Genomic DNA, 17,883 nt, shown 5'->3' on the forward strand with positions numbered 1-17,883 from the left:
CAATTTAATTAAAAAAATAACAATGTCATACAAATCCCATTGTGTTTACAGAGAGCCTGTGACCATGAACCAAATGCCTGCTGATGTACGGCCCGATCTGGGGGAGGTTGAAGAATATCCTTAGGAATGCTACAATAAGACTTTAGAAATTCTTTTTAATTTTATGACGGATATATTTTGAATTGACTGTTAGGATAATATACGTAAGGAGGATATGGACATGAGCGGGGACCGGATTTTACTGGTAGAGGATGACAAAGAGATAAGGGAAGGCGTTGAAATATTTTTAAAAAGCCAGGGATACGTGGTGTTCCAGGCTGCAGACGGAATAGAAGGGCTGAAGGTGCTGGAGGACAATGAGATCGACCTGGCTATCGTGGATGTGATGATGCCCAGGATGGATGGGATCACAATGACCGCAAAGCTCAGGGAAAAACATGATTTTCCGGTTATTTTCCTGTCTGCCAAATCAGAGGAAGTTGACAAGATACTGGGACTGAATATGGGCGCCGATGATTATATCACAAAGCCCTTTACTCCCATGGAACTTCTGGCCAGGGTAAATTCCCAGCTCAGGCGATACCACCGTTTTATGGACCGGCTGAATTCCAAACAGGCTGAGAATCCTAAGATTCACAGGCTGGGCGGACTGGAGGTCAATGAGGAGACCGTGGAGGTTATGGTGGATGGAAGCTGTGTGAAGGTGACGCCCATTGAGTTTAAGATCCTGTTGCTGTTAATACAGAACCCGGGCCGTGTATTTCCCGCTGAGGAGATATATGAGCGGGTCTGGAATGAAAGGGCCATCAATACGGATACGGTCATGGTACACATCCGTAACCTGAGGGAAAAAATTGAGGTAAACCCCAGGGAGCCCAAATATGTAAAGGTGGTGTGGGGAGTTGGATACAAAATTGAAAAACAGCCATAAGTTAGGCGTGTGGCTTATTATACTGGCGGTGGCGGCGGCATCGGCCGCAACCATAGGCCTTTACCCGTACATGAAGGCAAAGGCCGGGGAATACAGTTCAGACAGAATGACACGTCTGATGGAACAGAATTATGATTACAGCGGCCTGGCTACCCAGGTCATGAATTTCAGCTACGAGATATGGCATCAGCAAAAGCAGGAAGAGGAGGGCCGGGTGCTCACCTATTCCCAGACATTCCTTCCCGGCCTGGAGGAAAAGATCCGCAGGGCCAGGGCTGAGGAGTATGGTTTTACAGATGACCGCGGCGTTACGTACAGCCAGGCCGGGAGCAGTACCGGCACTTCCGATGAAGTGGATGGGGCAGGCCCGGGCGCGTCAGGAGCAGATGGCAGTGAAGACGGCGCCGGTGACGTATCTGCCGGTAACGTATCTGCCGGTGAGTACGGTGTGACGGCAGAACGTCTCAGCTCCGATGTGTATGATGATTCCATGGATAACACAGAGCTCCGGATCGTATCGGATTACAATTATTACGATTCCCAGTATGATCTGGACTACTATCAAAGCCTCCAGACACTTATGGACACTGTGGGCAGGGATTGGGAGCGCTATTTCCAGAAATACAATTCAGCCCTTTTCTACGCAGTGCTGGATGAAAACAACCGGTACCAGAGGAGCAATGTGAGCAGCCCGGAACAGTTCTTTGACTCACCTTTAAACGAGCAGGCAAGGGAATTCAAATTCACTGTGGAGTTTTCCGGAACAGGAAGCCTTAAGGTGGTGGACTTTGCAGGGGGGGATGAGGATGCCTCCAGACTGCTTCAGGCAATGAACCGTTTTGAATTCTACGATCCACTGACCCAAAGGTTGTCTGATGACTACCGCTACAGCGATGTGCGGTTTTCCGGTCCAAAGAATATTAAGATCCAGTTCAGGTGCGTGCCTGACACATTTAACAATGCCATGCGTCTGGCAGATGACTGGGAGACTGATGGCAGATCATACATTGACGGAGGCGGATACTATACGGTCGTGGGCAGCATGATGTTTATCCTGGCCGTAATGGCCCTGGCCCTTCCGGCTGTTAAGAAGCTGGAGATCGGCAAAAGCGCGCTGTGCCGCCTGAGCTTTGAACCTCTCAGCCTGATCGGGATGGGATGGCTCTGCATCATGGGAGAGGGAAGCATTCCCGGTACTCTTATGTCCGCAACCGTGACCGGAACCTTGAAGCAGGAGCTTTTGAGAGCCGAATTCCTGCCATGGTCCGCGGATGTGATGGTGGTGGTGATCAACCTTGTATTCTGGGGAATCGCTTATGGCCTGTTCTATTGGGGGATCACATGCTACAGGGCGGTCTTTTCCCTGGGGTTGTGGCGCTACTTTAAGGAGCGCACCTGGCTTGGAAGATTCCTGCGCTTTATCAAGCGCTGGGCCTGCAATGCCCTGAATGTGTTCAATGAGACGGACTGGGAGAGCCGGTCCACTAAGATCATCGGCAAGGCGGTGATCGGAAACTTCGTGATTTTGACCCTGATCTCTTGTCTGTGGTTCTGGGGGATCGGTGCTCTGGTAATCTATTCCATTGTGCTGTTTATCCTTTTGAGGAAATACTGGGGAGAGATGCAGGTGAAATACAGGACGCTGCTAAATGGGATCAATGAGATCGCAGAGGGCAACCTGGATGTGGAGATCAAGGAAGACCTGGGTATATTTAATCCCTTTAAGGAACAGCTTTGCAGAATCCAGGAGGGCTTAAAAAAGGCAGTTGCACAGGAGGTAAAAAGCGAGCGGACCAAATCCGAGCTGATCACCAATGTATCCCACGACTTAAAGACGCCCCTCACTGCCATTATCACTTATGTAAACCTTTTAAAACAGGAAAATGTCACTGAGGAGGAGCGCAGGTCCTATATCCAGGTGTTGGACCAGAAGTCCATGCGTCTGAAGGTGCTGATCGAAGACCTGTTTGAAGTGAGCAAGGCCAGCAGCGGCACCGTGACCCTGCACCCGGAAAATGTGGATATTATCAGTCTTTTGAAGCAGGTCCGCTTTGAACTGTCGGATAAGATGGAGGCCAGCGGGATCGAGTTCAGGTTTAACCTGCCCGAGGAACGTGTGGTTCTGTACCTGGACAGCCAGAAGACATACCGTATATTTGAAAACCTTTTGGTCAACATTGCGAAGTACGGACTGCCGGGAACCAGGGCATACATTCTGGTCGCCCGGGAACCGGATGGGTATGTTAATATCTCCATGCGCAATATATCGGCCAAGGAGCTGAATGTATCGCCGGAGGAGCTGACCGAGCGGTTTGTGCGGGGCGACTCATCCCGCAACACAGAGGGCTCCGGCCTGGGGCTTGCCATTGCCAGAAGTTTTGTGGAGGTCCAGGGCGGCACCATGAAGATCGAGGTGGAGGATGACCTGTTCAGGGTGATCATACGCTGGAAGGAAGCAATGGTGCAGCGAGATAAGGAACCGGATAAAGGGCAGGAGAAGGATTCGGAAGGAGAACCGGAAAGAGGACCGGAACAAGGACCGGAAGGAGGAATGGAACAAAATCCGGATCAGTATCCGAATCTGGATAACAGAGGAGGCGGAGCACCTGTGTCCGGGGAAGATGGAAGAATTACGGACAGGGAGGCATCTGATGACATTGAAGTGATATCCGGAGAATGGACCGTGGTCCAGGATGAGGAATCCCGAGATGCCAGATAAGGATATGTAAAAATAAAAATAGTATTAAAAAAATGATATTATGAAGATGATATTAAGAAGATGGTGCAGCCGGAAATCTGGCTGCACCATCTCAATATGTAGACAAAATAGGAATTAAACAGACTGATTGGGACTTGCCTCCCCATTTGCGCCGATCACTATGTCAGGGGCGCCGGTAAGATTTACATTGCGTGTCACTTTGGCATCATATGTATCGGCTTTCATGATCTCAGCCAGATCCACGCCCGTGGTCTCTTTCATGGACTCAAACAGCTTTGCCATAACAACGGGGACATTACCGGCGATGGAGCCAACACCGCTTTCAGAGTCGCTGCCGCCTCCTCCGATGATCGTGATCTTGTCGATCTGTGAAAGGGGTTCAGCAATTCTTCCTGCAATTTCAGGAAGCACCTGGATCATCATCTCGGCCATGGCTGCCTTGTTGTACTTCTGGTAAGCCTCGGCCTTTTTCTCCATACCTTCTGCCTCAGCCAATGCCTTGGCCCGGATGGCCGTAGCCTCGGCTTCGCCCTTGGCCCGGATACCTTCCGCCTCCTGGACCATGGCATACTTCTGTGCTTCCGCAATGGCTTTTTGCGCTTCCGCATCCTTTTCGCGCTCATACTGTTCCGCATCGGCCTGGGCTTTTTTGGCCAGTGCTTCCTGCTCCTGCTCGTATTTCTTGGCCTCCGCCTCACGCTGGCGTTTGGTCAGTCCGGCCGCGGCAGCCTGCTCAATGGCATATCTGTCAGCGTCCGCCTTTTTGTTGATCTCGGCCTCCAGCGCCTGCTGCTGGACTAATACCTCCTGCTTGCGCAGTTCGGCCTCACGCTCAGCCCTGGCAATCTGTGCATTGACCGTGGCGGTCTGGATCGTTTTCTGCTGTTCCTGTTTCTGGATCTCGTAAGCAGCGTCCGCCTCCGCTTTCTTGGTGTCGGATGCTTTCTGAAGTTCGGCTTTCTTGATGGCCAGTTCATTGTTCTTCTGGGCGATCTCCGTCTCGGCGATCACCCTGGCATCATTGGCTGCATTGTCGGCCGCAGCCTGGGCAATGGCAATATCCCTTTCCGCTTCGGCTTTTGCAATGGATGCGTCCTTACGGATCTTGGAAGTGTTGTCCATACCAAGGTCCTGGATCAGTCCGTGCTCATCCGTTACATTCTGGATGTTACAGGAGAGGATATCAATTCCCAGCTTTTCCATGTCCTTGGAGGCCTTGATCATTACCTGGTCTGAGAAGGAATCACGGTCCGTGTTAATGGCCCGCAGGGTAAGTGTGCCGATGATCTCACGCATATTGCCCTGAAGGGAGTCCTGAAGGTCCGATGCGATCTTGGCAGGCTCCTTGTTGAGGAAGTTCCTCATGGCCAGCTTCATACGTTCACCATCATCCGCAACCCTTACTTTGGCAACCGCATCCACCATAACATTGATGAAGTCGTTGGTAGGGATATACTCATCCGTTTTGATATCCACGGTGATCTGCCCCAGATACAGTTTATCCATCTGCTCAAAAAAAGGTATCTTGATACCTGCCCGGCCGATGAGCACGCGGGGCTGTTTGCGAAGGCCGGATATGATATAGGCGTGGTCCGGCGGAGCTTTTACGTACCCCTGGGTAATAATGAGGATAACAAGAATGATGGGGACAATAAAGCCCAAAGCAGTGATGATAAAATCTAAATCAAACATAAGGACTCCTTTCTGATAAAAAAGTATAAAGATTTTGTTAAAGCTATTGTACCATATGTTGGAAATGGTGCAAATATTATTCAGAAATTCGACAGAAATCGACAGGAAAAATTTAGAATAGACTGAAAAAAATCGGGTAAAAATGGAGAATTGGAACGGTGAAAAAGATTGTTATAAAAAAGATTGTATATTGACAAGTACAATTTTATATGTTACCATAAAATATATACAAAATTATTTTGATATACCAAAAATTTTTAGGCACAATACAAAGGACAGGATGATAGGACATACCAACGTTCATACGTCTCCCGGATGTGCAGGGCGTTCCGGCGGAACTTTCCGGCATAAGATGCCACGGGGCATGACGGGCGCGGACACCAGTTTTTAAGGGAGATTGAATTGTTTACATATTAGTTCATTGGATTGAGGTGCGATATGAGAGTTGTAATTGGCAATGTTCGTTTGCTACACCGCAAGCGAGAGATTTTTAAAAAGTCAGAAATGATTATACAGGGACATTTTGGCGGGAGCAACCCATAAGGTTGCTCCCGCCTTAACTTTGTATAATTTTTCACAATACACTCTCCCAATGATCGGGAGAACCTGCGATGAGGGAGCCGTCAAACGGACTGCAGCCGTTTGCCAGGCCAGCAACGCAACGCTTAAACAAATGGAAAACAAAAGCGGGCTAAGGAAGGTCCACGGTCAAATGGATCGTGGAAAAGTGAGGAGGTAAAGTTATGGGTGAAAACACGCATACATGCTGCTGTGACCACAGTGAGGAAGCGCTGTTAAAACGGATTGGTGAACTGGCGGCAGAGTACAAGGGCAAGGAAGGAAGCCTGATCCAGGTCCTTCATATGGCGCAGGGAATTTATGGGTATCTGCCTTTGGAAGTACAGAAGGTGATTGCGGACGCGCTGGACGTTCCGCTGGCAGAGGTATCGGGAGTAGTGACATTCTACTCTTTCTTCTCCACACAGCCCAGAGGAGAGCACACCATACGTGTCTGTCTGGGAACCGCCTGTTACGTGCGGGGCGGCAAAAAAATCGTGGAACGGATAAAGGATCTGCTGGATGTGGAGATCGGAGAGACAACGGCCGACAGGAAGTTCACCTTTGAGGTGGCGCGCTGTATCGGAGCCTGTGGTCTGGCACCGGCCATGTCCATTGACGACCAGGTTTACAAGCAGGTAAACCCCGACAAACTGGAGCAGATCCTGGAACGTTACTATGAAGAGGAGGGAGAGCAGTGATGGAAGTGAGAAAGCAGGAAGATCTGTTAAGAATAAAAGAAGAATATCTCAGGCATCAGCTGTCTTACAGACGCCAGGTGCTGGTATGCGGAGGCGCGGGCTGCATTTCCTCCAACTGCGGGGAAGTAAGGGATGCACTGGTCAAGGCGGTGGATGCATATCACTTGTCCCATGAAGTGAAGGTGACAGTGACCGGATGTATGGGCACTTGCGCCATGGGACCTGTGATCCTGGTGGAACCGGAAGGCATTTTCTATACAAAGATGAATCCGGAAAAAGCAGAGCAGGTGGTTGCTAGGCATCTTCTGAAGGATGAGATCTGTGAGGAATTTACATATTTTGACGAGGAATCGGGGAACTACGTTCCAAAGATGGAGGATATAGAGTTTTTCCAGGGCCAGGTGCGCATCGCCCTGAGAAACTGCGGTCATATGGAATATGCTTCCCTGGAAGCATACATATCCAGAGATGGATATGCTGCAATGGCCAAGGCGCTGTCCGGCATGACACCCCAGGAAGTGGTGGATGAGATGAAGGCCTCGGGGCTTCGGGGCAGAGGCGGAGCTGGTTTCCCAACCGGTGTAAAGTGGGAAGCAGGGCTTAAGGCTGTTTCTGAGGACGGCCGGAAATTCATGGTCTGTAATGCGGACGAGGGCGATCCCGGAGCATTTATGGACAGAAGTATTCTGGAAGGAGATCCCCACAGCATTATTGAAGGCATGATGCTGGGCGGATACGCCATCGGGGCCTCCAAAGGATATGTATATGTCCGTGCCGAGTACCCGATCGCGGTGGAACGCCTTGGCAATGCCATTGACCAGGCCAGGAAAGCCGGAATTCTGGGTGAGCATATATTTGGCAGCGATTTCTCCTTTGACCTGGAGATCCGTATCGGTGCAGGAGCGTTTGTCTGCGGCGAGGAGACTTCCCTCCTGGCATCCATCGAGGGCAGGAGAGGCGAGCCCAGGCAGAAACCGCCCTTCCCCTTTGAAAAGGGTCTGTTTGAAAGTCCCACCATCATCAATAACGTGGAGACGCTGGCCAATGTGGCCCCCATTATCCTCAACGGTTCCGGGTGGTACCATGGGATCGGCACTGAGAAAAGCGCTGGTACAAAGGTGTTTGCCCTGGCAGGAGATATTGTCAATGCGGGTATTATCGAGGTTCCCATGGGAACCGTGCTGGGTGACATTATTTATAAGATCGGCGGCGGGATCATTGGCGGCAAGAAGTTTAAGGCCATCCAGTCCGGCGGGCCTTCCGGAGGATGCCTGACCAAAGAACACCTGAATACCTCAGTGGACTATGAATCCCTGTCCAAATTGGGGGCCATCATGGGTTCCGGCGGACTGATCGTCATGAATGAGGACACCTGTATGGTGGATACGGCCAGGTATTTTATGGACTTTATCTGTGACGAGTCCTGCGGAAAATGCCTCCCCTGCCGTAATGGCACCAGGCGGATGCTGGAGATCCTGGAGCGCATTACAGAGGGCAAGGGAGAACCGGGAGACCTGGAGCTTTTGGAGGAACTGGCAGAAACCATCAAGCAGACGGCCATGTGCGGCCTGGGCCAGACAGCCCCCAACCCGGTGCTCTCCACCCTTAAATATTTCCGAAGTGAATATGAGTCCCATATTTACGAAAAACACTGTACCGCTGGTGTATGCGCGGAACTTCAGTCATCGCCCTGCCGCAACGCCTGCCCTGCCAATGTATTTATACCCGGCTATATGTCCATGCTGGCAGCCGGAAGGATCGAGGATGCTTACCGCCTGATCCGCCAGGATAACCCCTTCCCCGCAGTGTGCGGACGTGTATGTACCCATCCATGTGAGGACCACTGCCGCCGTTCCCAGGTAGATGAGGCGCTGTCCATCTGTTCCGTGAAACGGTTTATCGGGGATTATGCCCTGCGGGATGAGTATGCCATTCCTATGATTGAGCCAAGGCCCGCCACCGGATTACGCATATCCATTATCGGAGCAGGCCCTTCCGGTCTCTCCTGTGCATATTTTCTGGCTAATATGGGGCATGAGGTCCATGTATATGAGGCGGAATCCGTGGCAGGAGGCGTGCTCTACTGGGGAATCCCTGAATACCGACTTCCCAAGGCAGTGCTCCAGAAAGAGATCCGCGCCATTGAGATGAGCGGTGTGAAAATCCACCTGAACACAAAGGTTGGTACGGATATCTCCTTTGAAGATATGAAAAAGCAGTCCGATGCAATCTATATCGCGGCAGGAACCCAGGTTTCCAGGCTGCTGGATGTGCCGGGAGAGGACTTAAAGGGCGTGGAAAGCGGCCTTGGATTCCTTAAGCGGATCGGACTGAAACAGGATATGAGCGTTCCTAATAAGCTGGTGGTGATCGGCGGCGGAAGCACGGCCATGGATGTGGCCAGGACCGCGGTCCGTCTGGGTGCATCAGAGGTAACCGTTATCTACCGCAGATCTGAGAAGGAAATGCCCGCAGGCGGGGAGGAGATCGTGGAGGCCAGGGAAGAGGGTGTGAAGATCATCACCATGGCATCTCCTGTGGAATTCCTGGGAGCGGACAAAAAGGTGACCGGTATTCACCTGGTACGCAGAAAGGAGACGGATTACGGCAGTGACGGACGCAGACGCACGGCGCATATCCCGGATTCTGATTTCTTCCTGGAGTGCGATGGCGTGGTGACGGCCATTAACCAGGATGTGGACCATCAGGCATACAGGACCACCAATGTGGAAGTGAAGAAGAACGGAAAGCTGGCCATTGACCGTTTCACCGGAGCGACCGGCGAGGAAGGCGTATTTGCAGGAGGCGATGTGAGCCCCTGGGGAGCCAATGTGGTGATCCAAGCCATTGCGGACGGTAAAAAGGCGGCTGTGAAGATCGACCAGTACCTGGGCGGACAGGGCGAACTGAATCAGGGTGAGCAGTTTACCATTCCCGAGATCGATATAGAAGTAAATGAACCTCATAACCGGTTCCAGACCAGATGCCTGTCTCCGGAGGAGAGAAAAGACAACTTCATGGAAGTAAACTGCGGGTTCCATAAACTGGATGCCATGGGCGAGGCGCTGAGATGTCTGCACTGTGACCGCAGATAGACGGGATGCCAACTGATCGTAACAAGGAGGAGATAATCGTATGATACATATAACAATCAACGGAAAACCGGTGGAGGCAGCGGAGGGCTCTACCATTATGGAAGCAGCAGAGTCCGTGGGTATCAAGGTTCCCAGTCTCTGCCATATGAAGAACGTTCACCAGTACGGTTCCTGCCGTATCTGCGTGGTGGAAGTGGAAGGCATGAGGAACCTGCAGGCATCCTGTATGGCAAAGGTGCGGGAGGGGATGGTTATCAGGACCCATTCGCCTAAAGTGCTGGAGGCCAGAAAGGTGCTCTATGAACTGCTTCTCTCCAACCATCCCAAGGACTGCCTAAACTGCGGGCGCAATACCAACTGTGAACTTCAGGACCTGGGATATGAGCTGGGAGTGACAGAGAGCCGTTTTGAGGGGGCAATGACAAAACCCCTGGTGGACATTTCCCCGTCCATCACAAGGGATACCAGCAAATGTATCCTGTGCCGCCGCTGTGTGACTGTCTGTAAGGAGATCCAGAAGGTGGGAGCGATCCAGGCGCAGAACAGGGGATTTGACACAGTGGTCAGCCCGGCTATGGGCCTTCCTCTCAATTCCACGGCCTGTGCCATGTGCGGCCAGTGTACGGTGGTCTGTCCCACGGGAGCGCTGAAGGAAACGGACGGCCTTACCCCGGTATGGCGGGCGCTTGCTGATCCCGGCAAGCGCGTGGTGGTCCAGGTGGCCCCGGCTGTGCGTGCTGCCCTGGGAGAGGAGTTCGGCCTTCCTGTGGGAACACCTGTCACCGGTAAAATGGCCACGGCTCTCCATGAGATCGGATTTGATGACGTGTTCGACACTTTGTTTTCAGCTGACCTGACCATCCTGGAGGAGGGAACGGAGCTGCTGGGACGCCTTAACGCAGTGCTGAAGGGGGATGACAACAAGGAGGGGCCAACTGCCCTTCCCATGATCACCAGCTGTTCCCCGGGCTGGATCAAACACATTGAACACCAGTTCCCGGAGGAGCTGGACCACCTGTCTACCTGTAAGAGTCCCCACACCATGCTGGGAGCGGTTGTAAAGTCATTTTATGCAGAGCGCACCGGCACGGATCCCAAGGACATGTTCGTTGTATCCGTGATGCCCTGTACGGCAAAAAAATATGAGATCCAGCGCCCGGAGATGGAAGTGGACGGACGCCGTGATGTGGATGCGGTCCTGACCACCAGGGAACTGGCCAGGATGATCAAAAAGGCGGGATTGGATTTTGTGAATCTGCCGGAAGGTGAGTTTGATTCCCCACTGGGGCTGGGAACAGGAGCCGCCGACATTTTCGGTGTGACCGGCGGCGTTATGGAGGCAGCGCTGCGCACCGTATATGAAGTGGTGACAGGCAGGGAACTGCCCTTTGAAAAGCTGCATGTGACACCTATTGTAGGTCTGGACCAGGTAAAAACAGCATCCATTACCATAGAAGAACCTCTTCCCGTCTATGGGCACCTGAACGGGGTAACGGTAAATGTGGCTGTGACCAGCGGTCTGGAGGGAGCTTCCAAGCTTATGGAGGAAGTGGCGGCAGGTACTTCGCCCTATCACTTTATCGAAGTCATGGGATGCCCGGGAGGATGTATCAACGGCGGAGGACAGCCGCGCTGTACGGAGGAAAATTACCGTGAAAAGCGTTCAAAGGCCCTTTACAGCGAGGATGAACGCAAGGTGCTGCGCAAATCCCATGAGAACCCGGATCTGATGAAGCTCTATAACGAGTACCTGGGAGAGCCCAACGGGCATTTGTCCCACCATCTGCTCCACACCCACTATGTGAGGCGAGGGAAATATAACCAGCTGGTCAAATAAACAGAGGACATAGAATAGAGGATAAAATAGAAGACAAAGCAAAACAGCGGATGCAGGGGCAAGCCTGCAGTCCGCTGTTTTGTATATAAAAATGCTTGCAAAAAACCTTAGTAATCCCCAACCTCAATGGCAATATTGGGCTTTTCATTGACGATCTTTTTATTGATGGTCCTCTTTACATAAGTGGTGTGGAGCAGGTGATGGGCCCTCTCGCTTCCAGGCTCGCCCAGGTAAGTTGAGTAGAGTTCCTTAATGGCAGGATTCTCATGGGACTTACGGATTGGGTTAGCGGAATCAATATTGTAGAGAACCTTTGCGCGCAGGCCGCGGATATCAGTGGTGTTGCGCACATATCCCGGCTGCTGGGGCTGTCCGCCGCCGTTGACACAGCCGCCGGGGCATCCCATGATCTCAATAAAGTGATAATCGGCTTCGCCGGATTTCACCTTTTCAAGCAGTTCTTTTGCATTGCCAAGGCCGGAGGCCACGGCAACCTTTACATCCATACCGGCTACGTTGTAGGTAGCTTCCTTGATTCCCTTTGTACCGCGGACTTCCTCGAAATCCAGTTTGGGCAGTTCTTCGCCGGTCAGTGTTTCCACAGCGGTCCTCAGTGCCGCCTCCATAACGCCGCCGGTTGCGCCAAAGATAACGGCAGCGCCGGTGCCAAGGCCCAATGGGTCGTCAAACTTCTCGTCCGGAAGGTCTAAGAACCTGATGCCGGACTTCTTGATCATGCGCGCCAGCTCCCTGGTGGTAATGGAAATGTCCACATCCGGTACGCCGTTGGCATCCTGGTCGTCACGGCCGATCTCAAACTTCTTGGCAGTACATGGCATTACACTGACACTTACGATATTTTTGGGGTCAATGCCTGCCTTCTCAGCATAGTAGGATTTGGCAATGGCGCCAAACATCTGCTGAGGAGACTTGCAGGAAGAAAGGTTCTCGGTCATATCCGGGAAGTAGTGCTCACAGTATTTAACCCAGCCCGGTGAACAGGAGGTAATAAGAGGAAGCACGCCGCCGTTCTGTACGCGGTCCAGGAATTCATGGGCCTCTTCCATAATGGTCAGGTCAGCGGAGAAGTTGGTGTCAAATACCTTGTCAAAGCCAAGACGGCGCAGTGCAGCTGCCATCTTGCCCTCCACGTCCGTGCCGATGGGCAGTCCGAATTCCTCGCCCAGTCCCGCACGTACGGCAGGAGCTGTCTGCACAATGACATGTTTGGCGGGATCTGCAATGGCTGCAAATACGTCACCGGTGTAATCTTTCTCAGTCAGAGCTCCGGTAGGACATACGGCAATACACTGTCCGCAGGATACACAGGAGGTTTCTCCCAGACCCATCTCAAAGGCGGAGCCGATATCAGTTGCAAACCCGCGATGGTTAGCGCCGATCACGCCAATACCCTGTATGTTATCACATACAGCCACACAGCGGCGGCACAGGATACATTTGCTGTTGTCGCGGATCATGTGGGCAGCGGAGTAGTCGATCTCAGACGGCGTCTTTTCCCCGTCATAATAAGCCTCGTCCTCAACACCCAGCTCATGAGCCAGTTCCTGAAGCTCGCAGTGCCCGCTGCGGACACAGGACAAGCAGGAGCGGTTGTGGTTGGATAACAGAAGCTGAAGTGTCTTCTTTCTGGAATCCAGAACCTTTGGTGTATTGGTGAATACTTCCATGCCTTCCTCAACAGGATACACACAGGAAGTTACCAGTTTTCCATTCTTTAATTCTACAATACAGATACGGCAGGCACCGATTTCGTTGATCTCTTTTAAGAAACACAGAGTAGGGATCTCGATATGTGCCAGTCTTGCTGCCTCCAGGATAGTGGTACCCTTGGGAGCGGTGACTGCAATGCCGTTGATTTTAAGATTAATTGTCTCCATCGTCTATTCCCTCCCTTATTATTTCTTGTAGATTGCGCCGAACTTACATTTCTCCATACAAGCGCCGCACTTGATACACTTGTTAAGGTCAATGACGTGCGGATTCTTAACGCTTCCGACAATTGCACCTGCAGGACAGGTACGTGCGCACAGGGTACATCCACGGCACTTGTCGCGGTCAATGACATAAGACAGAAGAGCCTTACATACTCCGGCCGGACAGCGTTTTTCCTTGATATGTGCCTCGTACTCGTCACGGAAGAAATGAAGGGTGGACAGTACAGGGTTGGGAGCGGTCTGGCCCAGACCACACAGGGAGTTGGCTTTTACGTAGTGGCAGAGTTCTTCCAGTTTGTCCAGGTCGGCCATCTCGGCTGTTCCCTTGGTGATCTTTTCCAGAATCTCCAGCATACGCTTGGTGCCGATACGGCAGGCAGTACACTTGCCGCAGGATTCTTCCACGGTAAATTCCAGGAAGAACTTGGCGATATCCACCATACAGTCATCCTCATCCATGACAATGAGTCCGCCGGAACCCATCATGGAGCCGATGGAGAGCAGGTTATCATAGTCAATAGGGATATCGAAGTGCTCAGCAGGGATACATCCGCCGGAAGGTCCGCCGGTCTGTGCTGCCTTGAACTTCTTGCCGTTTGGAATGCCGCCGCCGATCTCGTCAATAACGGTGCGCAGTGTGGTTCCCATGGGAACTTCCACAAGACCGGTGTTGTTGATCTTGCCGCCCAGGGCAAATACTTTGGTGCCTTTTGATTTCTCGGTGCCCATGGAAGCAAACCACTCAGGTCCATTGAGGATGATCTGAGGAATGTTTGCGTAAGTCTCAACGTTGTTTAAGATACTTGGCTTGCCGAACAGACCCTTCTGTGCAGGGAAGGGAGGTCTTGGCCTTGGTTCGCCGCGCTTGCCCTCGATGGAGGTCATAAGAGCGGTTTCCTCGCCGCAGACAAATGCTCCTGCGCCCAGACGGATGTCCACATCAAAATCAAATCCGGTTCCGAAAATGTTCTTGCCAAGGAGTTCCATCTCACGGGCCTGGTTGATGGCAATCTTCAAACGCTCCACGGCGATGGGGTACTCGGCACGCACATAGACATAACCCTGGTTGGATCCGATGGCATAGCCTGCAATGGCCATGGCCTCAAGCAGTGCATGGGGATCGCCTTCCAGAACGGAACGGTCCATGAATGCGCCTGGATCGCCCTCGTCCGCGTTACAACAGACATACTTCTGGTCCGCATCATTCTGCTTACACAGTTTCCACTTTAATCCTGTGGGGAAGCCTGCGCCGCCGCGGCCGCGAAGACCTGCGTCAAGCAGGGTCTGGATCACATCATCCGGGGTCATCTCTGTTAAAACCTTGCCAAGGGCCTGGTATCCGCCGGTGCCGATGTACTCCTCGATATTCTCAGGGTTGATAACACCACAGTTGCGCAGGGCAATGCGGTGCTGTTTCTTATAGAAATCAGTGTCGCTTAAAGCCTTGATGCCGCCGCTTGGGCTGATGGTCTCCTGGTAAAGGAGGCGTGTTACCACACGGCCCTTTAACAGGTGCTCGGCAACGATCTCGGGAATGTCTTCCGGCTGGACCATGGAATAGAAGGTGGCATCCGGATATACGATCATAATGGGACCTAAGGCGCAAAGACCGTGGCAACCTGTTTCAACCACTGCCACTTCTTCCTCCAGTCCCTGTTTTTTAATTTCATTCTGCAGGGCTTCCATGATCTTTGGACTTCCAGAGGAAGTACAGCCGGTACCACCGCAGACTAACACGTGTGAACGATACATGGTACTTTCCTCCTTTATTATTTAAGACCTGCAGCGCCCATGGTGTACTTCTCAACCGGATGTCCACCGATTAAGTGGCGCTCCATCACCTCAAGGGCCTTGTCAGGGTTCATTTTAACATATGTAACTTTTTCTTTGCCTGGCTCCATCACTTCCACGATGGGCTCATACTGGCATAAGCCGATACAGCCTGTCTGTGTGACGGAAATCTTATTAGTCAGTCCTCTGGACTGAACTTCCTGTGCCAGTGTATTCAGAACCGGTCTTGCGCCTGCTGCGATACCGCAGGTAGCCATGCCTACTACCACACGTGTATGGCTGTGATCCTCAGCACGCAGGTTAACCTGGCTCTGCATTTTCTCTCTGATTGCCTGTAATTCAGCAAGAGTTTTCATGCGATTATCCTCCTTGATTTTGAGCACTTACCTTGTTATGAACGGGTGTCCGGCTTAAAGCTGGGCGCCTCCGTCCGTTTCCTGTTGATTCTCCCTCAGAAATTCCATTATGTAAGCAGATATCTCCGGGCTGTTTAAGGGGATCCCGCCAAGAATCTCCCGCATTTCCCGGGTATCCAGTGTGAATGATGTATCATTATACGCGTATGTATAGACGAAGTCCGTGTCAGGATGATACACGATCAGATTGTGTATAGTGGCGTTCATGTCGCCAAGGGGCATCCTGTCAATGTGGGACAGTCCGAAGACTGCTTTCACGGTGGTTCCCTTACCTGGTTCCGATTCAATATGGAAGCTGCCGCCAGTACTTTCTGCGGCATATTTGAAAAATGGAATCCCAAGTCCTACTTTTCTTGTGGTCCTGGTGGTAAAGAAAGGATCCGTTACATGGGCAACCTGTTCAGCCGTCATCCCGCAGCCGTCATCCGCTATGACAATGGTCAGCTTGTCATGGACCGTGTCAGCTGTCACGGAAATGGAAACCAGAGAGGCGCCTGCCCGTGTGGAATTCTCCGATACATCCAGTACATTCAGGGAAATCTCTGTCATCATAGGCTTAATTGTACTTCGCTAAGATGCCGGGTATATCGTCAACCGTAAGTCTTCCGTATACCTCGCCGTTGATCATCATGACGGGAGCAAGTCCGCAGGCACCGACACATCGACAGGAATCCAGGGAGAATTTGCCATCTGCTGTACATTCACCATTGGTGATGCCCAGCAATTCTTCCAGTTTGTTGAAGATGTCACCGGAACCTTTAACGTAACATGCCGTACCGAGACAGACAGATACCTTGTACTTGCCCTTTGGTTGTAACGCAAACTGGGCATAAAATGTGGATACTCCGTAGACTTTTTCCAGCGGAATACCCATTTCGTCAGATATCATGGTCTGCACTTCGATAGGAAGATAACCATAAATGTCCTGGGCCTTCTGCATTACCGGCATCAGCGCGCCAGGCTGGTCCTTAAGCTCGGCTATCACTGCTTTCAGTTCAGCCTCCTGCTCAGGTGTCCCCGCAAAGGGAACGGTTTGTTTTTTGCAAGCCATCTTTTTATTACCTCCTCACTAGTTGTACATTGTGCAATGTATCAATATTTTATCATGAAACCCTGAAAAAATCTACCTTTAATGTGAAAATTCTAACGATGAAAAACATGTGAAAAACCGGAAATGTATTGAAAATCAACAAAATGGATGGTATGCTATATTGTATTAAATTGTGTACAATTGCTTTTGGCTAATAAAATCAAATATGTAAGTACTTTCTCAATGAAAAAACCGAAAACGTAACCATCAGCCCATGTGAGTGGGGATCAAACGCACTCCGGGCGTGGAACATTAAATTTTTAATGAGGAGAGACAGGGTATGACGGTAAGGGATGCAAGGGACATTTTAGGCGCCAGGGTACTGGTGGGGGAAGAATTTCTGGACAGGGAAGTGAAGTCAGCCTGCGGTTCGGATATGATGAGCGATGTGCTGGCATTTTCCAAGGACCATTCCATCCTGCTCACAGGATTATGTAATCCCCAGGTGATCAGGACAGCGGAGATGTTAGACATTGTATGTTTGATATTTGTGAGAGGCAAGAAGCCGGATGAGTCAATGCTTGAGATGGCAAGGGAGCGTGATCTGATCGTCATGGCCACGGGGCACCGTATGTTTTCAGCCTGCGGAATGCTCTATGAGGCCGGCCTGCACAGCGGTGCAATCTAAATTAAAATGAACGAAGGGAACCGATTATGGAGGACGCAATTGTTTTAACATATGACATATCAGCTGATGACTTTACCAGGGCAGGTGAGGCAAGCAGTGATGTGAAACGGAAATTAAAGCAGATGGGTGTTGACCCTGAGGCTATCCGAAAGGTGGCCATTGCTATGTATGAGGGTGAGATCAACATGGTGATCCATGCCAGCGGGGGGCTGATCACGGTGGAGATCACACCGCAGCAGATCAAGATGATACTGGCGGACGTGGGGCCCGGCATCCCGGATGTGGAGCTGGCCATGCAGGCCGGTTATTCCACTGCTCCGGATGAGATCCGGTCCCTGGGCTTTGGTGCGGGCATGGGCCTTCCCAACATGAAGAAATATTCAGATAACATGGAGATCGACACCAAACTGGGAGAGGGAACCACCATCACCATGACGGTGAAGATATAAGGAAAGATAGAAGCAAGGGAG

At 51.5% G+C, this 17,883-nt stretch carries 13 protein-coding genes; 7 read left to right on the forward strand and 6 right to left on the reverse strand.

The annotated features are described in order from the left end of the window. Window positions 1-220 precede the first annotated feature (220 nt). The gene (locus tag CLFS41_RS08760) at window positions 221-931 is read left to right on the forward strand and encodes a response regulator transcription factor (protein WP_007862877.1); all 711 of its coding nucleotides are present in this window, start codon (window positions 221-223) and stop codon (window positions 929-931) included. Further along, window positions 903-3,650: a sensor histidine kinase gene (locus CLFS41_RS08765; protein WP_045092059.1), complete on the forward strand. Its 2,748-nt coding sequence runs from the start codon at window positions 903-905 to the stop codon at window positions 3,648-3,650. Before CLFS41_RS08760 ends, CLFS41_RS08765 begins: the two co-directional genes overlap by 29 nt. A gap of 114 nt (window positions 3,651-3,764) precedes the next feature. Here the strand turns inward: CLFS41_RS08765 and CLFS41_RS08770 are convergent, their stop codons facing one another. Then, window positions 3,765-5,342 carry an SPFH domain-containing protein gene (locus CLFS41_RS08770; RefSeq protein WP_007862875.1) on the reverse strand — a complete coding sequence of 526 codons (1,578 nt, stop codon included), beginning with the start codon at window positions 5,340-5,342 and terminating at the stop codon, window positions 3,765-3,767. A 743-nt stretch (window positions 5,343-6,085) separates the two neighbouring features. Here CLFS41_RS08770 and CLFS41_RS08775 point away from each other — a divergent pair. Genes CLFS41_RS08775 through CLFS41_RS08785 form a run of 3 tightly spaced genes read left to right on the forward strand, consistent with a single transcriptional unit; the run spans window position 6,086 to window position 11,533 of the window. Beyond that, window positions 6,086-6,601 (forward strand): NAD(P)H-dependent oxidoreductase subunit E, encoded by a 516-nt coding sequence (locus tag CLFS41_RS08775; RefSeq protein ID WP_007862874.1) that lies wholly within the window; start codon window positions 6,086-6,088, stop codon window positions 6,599-6,601. Next, a complete protein-coding gene (locus tag CLFS41_RS08780; protein ID WP_045092060.1) occupies window positions 6,601-9,696 on the forward strand; it encodes an NADH-ubiquinone oxidoreductase-F iron-sulfur binding region domain-containing protein in 3,096 nt (1,031 codons plus the stop codon). Before CLFS41_RS08775 ends, CLFS41_RS08780 begins: the two co-directional genes overlap by 1 nt. Before the next feature lie 40 nt (window positions 9,697-9,736). Beyond that, on the forward strand, window positions 9,737-11,533 hold the full coding sequence (locus CLFS41_RS08785; RefSeq protein WP_007862872.1) for an NADH-dependent [FeFe] hydrogenase, group A6: 1,797 nt from the start codon (window positions 9,737-9,739) through the stop codon (window positions 11,531-11,533). 107 nt (window positions 11,534-11,640) lie between these two features. On the opposite strand, the gene CLFS41_RS08790 is transcribed toward CLFS41_RS08785, so the two are convergent. From CLFS41_RS08790 to CLFS41_RS08810, 5 genes are read right to left on the reverse strand one after another with little or no spacing between them, the layout of a single operon-like run. Then, window positions 11,641-13,431 (reverse strand): NADH-dependent [FeFe] hydrogenase, group A6, encoded by a 1,791-nt coding sequence (locus tag CLFS41_RS08790; RefSeq protein WP_045092061.1) that lies wholly within the window; start codon window positions 13,429-13,431, stop codon window positions 11,641-11,643. Window positions 13,432-13,449: 18 nt separating this feature from the next. After that, window positions 13,450-15,240, reverse strand: coding sequence for an NADH-quinone oxidoreductase subunit NuoF (gene nuoF, locus CLFS41_RS08795; RefSeq protein WP_007862867.1), 1,791 nt, complete (start codon window positions 15,238-15,240; stop codon window positions 13,450-13,452). Between the two features lie 17 nt (window positions 15,241-15,257). Next, entirely contained in the window at window positions 15,258-15,635 is a 378-nt protein-coding gene (locus tag CLFS41_RS08800) for a (2Fe-2S) ferredoxin domain-containing protein (RefSeq protein ID WP_007862865.1), read from the reverse strand. A 54-nt stretch (window positions 15,636-15,689) separates the two neighbouring features. Beyond that, entirely contained in the window at window positions 15,690-16,247 is a 558-nt protein-coding gene (locus CLFS41_RS08805; protein ID WP_045092062.1) for an ATP-binding protein, read from the reverse strand. 4 nt (window positions 16,248-16,251) lie between these two features. Beyond that, on the reverse strand, window positions 16,252-16,746 hold the full coding sequence (locus CLFS41_RS08810; protein WP_007862861.1) for an NAD(P)H-dependent oxidoreductase subunit E: 495 nt from the start codon (window positions 16,744-16,746) through the stop codon (window positions 16,252-16,254). Between the two features lie 319 nt (window positions 16,747-17,065). Here CLFS41_RS08810 and CLFS41_RS08815 point away from each other — a divergent pair, with 319 nt between their 5' ends. Both CLFS41_RS08815 and CLFS41_RS08820 read left to right on the forward strand, forming a co-directional pair. Next, window positions 17,066-17,413 (forward strand): DRTGG domain-containing protein, encoded by a 348-nt coding sequence (locus tag CLFS41_RS08815; protein WP_007862860.1) that lies wholly within the window; start codon window positions 17,066-17,068, stop codon window positions 17,411-17,413. Window positions 17,414-17,439: 26 nt separating this feature from the next. Continuing rightward, window positions 17,440-17,862 (forward strand): ATP-binding protein, encoded by a 423-nt coding sequence (locus CLFS41_RS08820; protein ID WP_045092063.1) that lies wholly within the window; start codon window positions 17,440-17,442, stop codon window positions 17,860-17,862. Window positions 17,863-17,883 lie beyond the last annotated feature (21 nt).

Origin of the sequence: Clostridium sp. FS41 (assembly GCF_000954015.1) — a bacterium.
In the GTDB taxonomy this organism is placed as follows: domain Bacteria; phylum Bacillota; class Clostridia; order Lachnospirales; family Lachnospiraceae; genus Enterocloster; species Enterocloster citroniae.

Excerpts from the sequence above, each read along its gene's own strand:
- CLFS41_RS08760 (WP_007862877.1), top strand. The coding sequence starts at position 221 with ATGAGCGGGGACCGGATTTTACTGGTAGAGGATGACAAAGAGATAAGG.
- CLFS41_RS08770 (WP_007862875.1), bottom strand. The coding sequence starts at position 5,342 with ATGTTTGATTTAGATTTTATCATCACTGCTTTGGGCTTTATTGTCCCC.
- CLFS41_RS08775 (WP_007862874.1), top strand. The coding sequence starts at position 6,086 with ATGGGTGAAAACACGCATACATGCTGCTGTGACCACAGTGAGGAAGCG.
- CLFS41_RS08780 (WP_045092060.1), top strand. The coding sequence starts at position 6,601 with ATGGAAGTGAGAAAGCAGGAAGATCTGTTAAGAATAAAAGAAGAATAT.
- CLFS41_RS08785 (WP_007862872.1), top strand. The coding sequence starts at position 9,737 with ATGATACATATAACAATCAACGGAAAACCGGTGGAGGCAGCGGAGGGC.
- CLFS41_RS08790 (WP_045092061.1), bottom strand. The coding sequence starts at position 13,431 with ATGGAGACAATTAATCTTAAAATCAACGGCATTGCAGTCACCGCTCCC.
- nuoF (WP_007862867.1), bottom strand. The coding sequence starts at position 15,240 with ATGTATCGTTCACACGTGTTAGTCTGCGGTGGTACCGGCTGTACTTCC.
- CLFS41_RS08800 (WP_007862865.1), bottom strand. The coding sequence starts at position 15,635 with ATGAAAACTCTTGCTGAATTACAGGCAATCAGAGAGAAAATGCAGAGC.
- CLFS41_RS08805 (WP_045092062.1), bottom strand. The coding sequence starts at position 16,247 with ATGATGACAGAGATTTCCCTGAATGTACTGGATGTATCGGAGAATTCC.
- CLFS41_RS08810 (WP_007862861.1), bottom strand. The coding sequence starts at position 16,746 with ATGGCTTGCAAAAAACAAACCGTTCCCTTTGCGGGGACACCTGAGCAG.
- CLFS41_RS08815 (WP_007862860.1), top strand. The coding sequence starts at position 17,066 with ATGACGGTAAGGGATGCAAGGGACATTTTAGGCGCCAGGGTACTGGTG.
- CLFS41_RS08820 (WP_045092063.1), top strand. The coding sequence starts at position 17,440 with ATGGAGGACGCAATTGTTTTAACATATGACATATCAGCTGATGACTTT.